This window comes from Coprobacter sp. (assembly GCF_982436375.1).
This window is the reverse complement of the sequence record NZ_CEWDCG010000199.1, coordinates 1-5,314: the sequence shown is the minus strand read 5'-3', so window position 1 is coordinate 5,314 and position 5,314 is coordinate 1. Positions and strand designations below refer to the sequence as shown.

The 5,314-nt window shown below is 39.7% G+C and carries 6 protein-coding genes; 3 read left to right on the top strand and 3 right to left on the bottom strand.

What is annotated here, in order from left to right; translation table 11 throughout:
• The first annotated feature begins 109 nt into the window (after nt 1-109).
• From AC1WHX_RS10220 to AC1WHX_RS10210, 3 genes are read left to right on the top strand one after another with little or no spacing between them, the layout of a single operon-like run.
• Nucleotides 110-607, top strand: a complete 498-nt coding sequence (locus AC1WHX_RS10220) for a hypothetical protein (RefSeq protein WP_481229288.1) — start codon at nt 110-112, stop codon at nt 605-607.
• An 11-nt stretch (nt 608-618) separates the two neighbouring features.
• Nucleotides 619-747 (top strand): hypothetical protein, encoded by a 129-nt coding sequence (locus AC1WHX_RS10215; protein ID WP_009318222.1) that lies wholly within the window; start codon nt 619-621, stop codon nt 745-747.
• A 25-nt stretch (nt 748-772) separates the two neighbouring features.
• Entirely contained in the window at nt 773-2,548 is a 1,776-nt protein-coding gene (locus AC1WHX_RS10210) for an O-antigen ligase family protein (RefSeq protein ID WP_418236158.1), read from the top strand.
• 11 nt (nt 2,549-2,559) lie between these two features.
• On the opposite strand, the gene AC1WHX_RS10205 is transcribed toward AC1WHX_RS10210, so the two are convergent.
• From AC1WHX_RS10205 to AC1WHX_RS10195, 3 genes are read right to left on the bottom strand one after another with little or no spacing between them, the layout of a single operon-like run.
• Entirely contained in the window at nt 2,560-3,933 is a 1,374-nt protein-coding gene (locus AC1WHX_RS10205) for a hypothetical protein (protein WP_418236159.1), read from the bottom strand.
• A gap of 5 nt (nt 3,934-3,938) precedes the next feature.
• The gene (locus AC1WHX_RS10200; protein ID WP_481229286.1) at nt 3,939-4,499 is read right to left on the bottom strand and encodes a hypothetical protein; all 561 of its coding nucleotides are present in this window, start codon (nt 4,497-4,499) and stop codon (nt 3,939-3,941) included.
• A 4-nt stretch (nt 4,500-4,503) separates the two neighbouring features.
• Nucleotides 4,504-5,220, bottom strand: a complete 717-nt coding sequence (locus tag AC1WHX_RS10195) for a glycosyltransferase family 2 protein (protein ID WP_122338506.1) — start codon at nt 5,218-5,220, stop codon at nt 4,504-4,506.
• Nucleotides 5,221-5,314: the final 94 nt, after the last annotated feature.

The window sequence follows — 5,314 nt, the reverse complement described above, 5'->3', positions numbered from 1 at the left end:
GAGTCGTTCCGTTTTGGATACCTCAATCAAAAGAAGGAACTCCGCTTCCCGTAGACTCAAGTAAAATTGTTCCGCGGAAATTTAAAGTATATAAATAACCGACAGGAGTATGAAACGGATACTAATCACTTTATCGGCCCTGCTACTGATCATAACGGCCGGGTATGCACAAAAAAACATATTCGAAAAGATGCCCCCAAATCAACGGGACAGCATCCTTATAGAAACGGCTAAAAATGCAGTACTGAAATATGCTCCCGGATATTACAGGGATTACAAAAAACAAATAGTCTTTAAAGGGAGTACATCTAATAAATATTATAAAAAAGAAGATCGAGGAAGATTATTTTATCAGGTAACTTTTTTTTATGATCCTCTAAAAGAAAAATATTTAAGGGACTACACAGTAAAAGTAAATGTATGGGCAGATAATGGAAAAGCTTATGATATGGAATTTATGAATGGATGGGGATTTGACGTCGAAAAAGCAGAAAAAGAAGGATATACCACTGTCATCCCGTTCTTCGTTCCCAGGTTCAAAAAAGGGACTCCGCTTCCCATAGATTCAAGTAAAATTGTTCCGCGGAAGTTCAAAGTATATAAATAACCAACAGGAGTATGAAACGAATATTAATCACTTTATCGGCCCTGCTACTGATCACGACAGCCGGGTATGCACAAAAACAGGTTCGAGAAAACGTTCCCAAAGCAACAAGACAGAAATATGGATTGAGACAGCTAAAATAACTACAAATACTTACCGGATTTCCCAATGACAGAAACAAATAGAACAAGAGTAGATGAATTTACAGAACCGAAGAAATATACAGATAAATTAACCGGTCTGATTTTCAGCATATATATCGTCTCTCTACCTATACTCTGGAATATCTGTCACAGTCTTTTATTGGGAAAAGAACTACTTATAGTTTGTACTCTGCTATTTTGCAGCATCCTTTATGCCGGAACAGCAATTTCAAAGTCAACCGGTTTTTCCAAACAAAAATTTATAAACATATCTTATGCCGATATATTAATCGTACTATTTTCCTTTATTCTTGTTTTTAATTCCATTAAAAACGGCCGATTGATTTTTATTCCGGTAGAAGAATGGTGTGCCATATTAGCGGTCTATCTTCTGATGCGGAATATACGATGTGCAGACATAATACCGGAAACACTTATTCTCAGCGGAACGATGCAATCGGCAATAGTCTTATTCCAAAAAACCGGATATATGAAGAGTAACAACGAATGGTTCGAGATTACAGGATCATTCGGCAATCCCGGACCATTAGGCGGATTTTTGGCTATCTGCATTGTTATATGCCTGTGCCGGATATATGAAACCCGAAAGCAAAACAAAATAATACATAGCATATATATTATTGCCGCCGGAACAATGCTAACGGCTTTTTGTTTTGCCGATTCGCGCGCAGCATTTATAGCAACAGCAGCAGGTTGCTCATTTTATTTCTTTCAAACAATACGGATTTTTCTGAAAAAGCATCCGCATATTATCCCGATAATCGGAGGAATATTGATATTGTCATCCATCCTTATATTCAATTATCGGGGAAACTCGGCAAACGGCAGACTCCTGATCTGGAGAGTGTGTTCGGAAATGATCTGTCATAAGCCGTTCTCAGGATACGGAACCGCATCATTCGGACAGGATTATATGCTGCACCAAGCGCACTATTTCGAAACGCATCCCGACTCGCGCTTTTCTCAAACTGCCGATGATACGGTCTACCCTTTCAATGAGTTTCTACATATATTGGTAGAACTCGGAATCCCGGGATTATCGGCAATCGGAGTTTTTTTGCTCTCTCTATTTTTATCCCGATCGAAAAACGGGACAAAACGGATTTTAAAAGCCGGATTAATCGCTTATTTATGCTTTTCGTTGTTTTCCTATCCGAATTCGGTCTTCCCTCTATTTGTCCTTTTCGGAATATTTTCGGGATGCATCGAGAGCCGAAAGGTATTTAAAATACCGGTATCCGCCTTGACAACGGGAAGCCTGCTAATTCTATCAGTTTTGATCTGTTCTGTTTCAATTCGGGAAATCAGATTTTATTATAACGGAGCGAAAACTCTCGAAAAATTTTTCACGGGAAACAGTTCGGAAGCTATTTTATTTTCAGACCGACATTATGAACAGCTAAAATATAGCGAATCATTCAACAATATTTACAGCATGTGGCTGGAAAAACATCCGGATATAAAAAAGTTGTCGAGACTGCCGGCGGGATGCAGCAATTATTGCAATATAGGAAAAACATATATGCTCTCTGAACAATACGACTATGCAGAAGAATATTTGAAAACAGCGTCTTTTATGGTTCCCGGGAAAATAACTCCCAACTATTTGTTATGGCAAAACTCATTACAAAGAGGGGACACGACGACCGCAATCACCATTGCCGAACGGATATTGAAACAACCTTTAAAAGCAGAAAGCACTTATACTCTCCGCGTCAAAAGCGAAATACGTAGATTTTTAGAAACCGAACAGGGAAAAACACAAGTTCCTGCCCAATAAATACTTAGCATCTATCTGAGCGCTAAATATTTTTCCAACTTATCGAATCCGGTCATTACAATCTTGTTCGTCACCATAAAGAACCATACGCAAGGGACAAAGCAGAAAAGGAAACGCTTGGCGGAATAAGCCAAAACATTTTCTATCGTATCCCATTTATAATCGATCTGATATAAAATAATCACATAGAACAGAGATGCCAACAGAATCATAGATAACAGACGAAGGTTATCACGTGTCTTTATCACATTCCGGATATTGACAAGCAGCGAAAGAAGAGCAGCGGAAAACGACCAGCCGTAATAATAATTATTGACATAAAGATTTTTCATATAGTTATAGATAGTCTCGACCTTCTCCCCATCCCAGAAAAGGCGGACAATGGCTATACCTTCGGCATACAGTCCGTTCAGTTTCATAAACAGACTCCAAAGCAAAGCGGGAGACAATGACAACAAAACCGGCAATAAGTCTTTATACTGTTTTCTTCTGAAAGAGTCGTAACCGACAACACAAAGTGCAGCACCGATAAATACGATTCCTTCGGTACGTGTCCAAATATTCAATGCCAGCAAAAGGGAGGCCAGATACAGGTCTTTCCGCTCACGATACCGAAACCAGACGGCAAGATATATGACTCCCAAGGAAGCGGTTACGGCATGCATGACATTTGTCCCCGAAAGCGAAGAGAAACCGAGCATATCGGGAGTTATCAACATAAAGAAAGTGGCTATTACAGCGCCTGTACGGTTAACTACCCGACATAAGACCGCATAAAAAGCAATCAGGAAGAAAAGATACATCAACCCCGGAATCAACTTCGACATGGGTGCTCCCAATAAATAAACATAGGCATAACTGAGCTGAACCATAGGGGTATAGGTAATATAACTTCCCGGTCGGTGTATAGACGGCATATAATCTCCCTGAAATATGGAAAGGCCTTTTAACGTATGCTCTTGGGAAATGATGTACCCGATCGTATCGAACCCCGAAAGACTGTCCCGGTCATAAGTAGGGAAATAGACACACCGAGAGAAATTCATATATTCCAAAATGATAATGAGGAGAACAAACAGCAGCCATACCAGGTTAAAACCGGAGAAATCGAAAGAGACCGGTTTCCGAATCTCCTGAACAAGTTCTTTCCGACGGAAAATCATCGGGAACGAAAGCGATAGGATGAGCAAGACACTCGCCACTAAAATCGAGACTCTTGTAAGCGGAATACCGACGGCATCCATCAACAGCATCAACAAAGTCTGCAAAGCTATACCTATCGGGAAAGAGAGTCCCAGTTTCTCGATCAAACTGAACTTCAATGATATAAGATTGACCGTCACAAATCCTGTCAAGAACGAAAGAAATATACCAAACGATACCATAATGCTTATTTGTTTTCAGGTTTCTTAACCGGTAAAATACCGTTTTCGAACTTTTCCACTTCATAAGGGACATATTCAAATCCTTCACCGTTTACAATGGCGACATAGGTAATCTCATCGACATAATGGCTTTTTCCGAAATCAAAAGGGATAACCAGTTTTCGGGGATAAAGGAAGCGAAGCGCATATATTTTATTCGATATCTCAGCCGTAAAAGGGCTCTTCCCTTTTGTAAAAGCTTCTGAAGAAGGCCATAAAATAACCGCATTCTCCGGTGTATGTTCCCGAGTATTTTTCAGATACATATAATTAGCCCCGAGCTTTATAGACATTCTACCGTCATAATTAAGATTCGGATATTTCCTGACAATTTCCATATTTTCAGGAAGCATCGTAAAGCATACCCAGTTATAGGTAGGCTGTAAAACCATGACGACCTTTAATAAAAACAACGTAAGCGCAACAGCTACGATATTCTTAAACAACCATCTGGAATAAGCCGGTTTCACGGCTTTTCCGTTTATTTCCGTTTTCGGGCTTTTTACTGTTCTTTCCTTACTTCTCATAATATCACCTTATCCGATATTTCAACAAAACCCAGATCGCCTCAAGGCCATCTGTCCATTTTATTTTTTTCCCCTCCTCCACAGATCGAGGAGTATAGCTTATTGCCACCTCTTTTATCTTATATCCTTTTTTTAAAACTTTAGCCGTTATTTCCGGACAAAACTCAAAGCCGGTGCAGTCAAGAGGTATCGATTTTAACAAAGATGACCTGAACATTTTATAACACGTCGGTTCGTCGGTCAAGACCTGCCCGTATAACAAACTCGCAATAAACGAGACTAAACGGCCTCCCCAATAAAATGCCGGATAAGAATGCCGGTTTTGCCTATTCAGGAAACGAGAACCGTACACAACCGAATATTCACCGGAATGCAAATAAGGCAAAAGCAAAGAATAATCGTGCGGATCATACTCTAAATCGGCATCTTGTATAATCACATACTCTCCGGTAATATGTTTTATCCCGGTACGGATAGCCATCCCTTTTCCCCGATTTATATCATGAACAATATATTTTACCGGAGCTCCCGGATTATTTCGAATAAAATTTTTTACAGAATGGACTGTTTCATCTTCAGAACCGTCATCAACGATGACTATTTCCTTTTTTAAACCGAACGGCAACGTCACCTCTAAAACCCGGCACAATATGTCACAAATAGTTTTCCCTTCATTATACGAAGGAATAATCACCGACAAAGTTTTTTCATGATCTGCCATAGACAATAACTGTTTCAGAACACATCTCCGTTCGGACCGACTCCTAACCTGAATAATTCATAGTCTCCACAAAAAAGAGAACGCCCTTCTTGTA

Excerpts from the sequence above, each read along its gene's own strand:
- AC1WHX_RS10220 (WP_481229288.1), top strand. The coding sequence starts at position 110 with ATGAAACGGATACTAATCACTTTATCGGCCCTGCTACTGATCATAACG.
- AC1WHX_RS10215 (WP_009318222.1), top strand. The coding sequence starts at position 619 with ATGAAACGAATATTAATCACTTTATCGGCCCTGCTACTGATCACGACA.
- AC1WHX_RS10210 (WP_418236158.1), top strand. The coding sequence starts at position 773 with ATGACAGAAACAAATAGAACAAGAGTAGATGAATTTACAGAACCGAAG.
- AC1WHX_RS10205 (WP_418236159.1), bottom strand. The coding sequence starts at position 3,933 with ATGGTATCGTTTGGTATATTTCTTTCGTTCTTGACAGGATTTGTGACG.
- AC1WHX_RS10200 (WP_481229286.1), bottom strand. The coding sequence starts at position 4,499 with ATGAGAAGTAAGGAAAGAACAGTAAAAAGCCCGAAAACGGAAATAAAC.
- AC1WHX_RS10195 (WP_122338506.1), bottom strand. The coding sequence starts at position 5,220 with ATGGCAGATCATGAAAAAACTTTGTCGGTGATTATTCCTTCGTATAAT.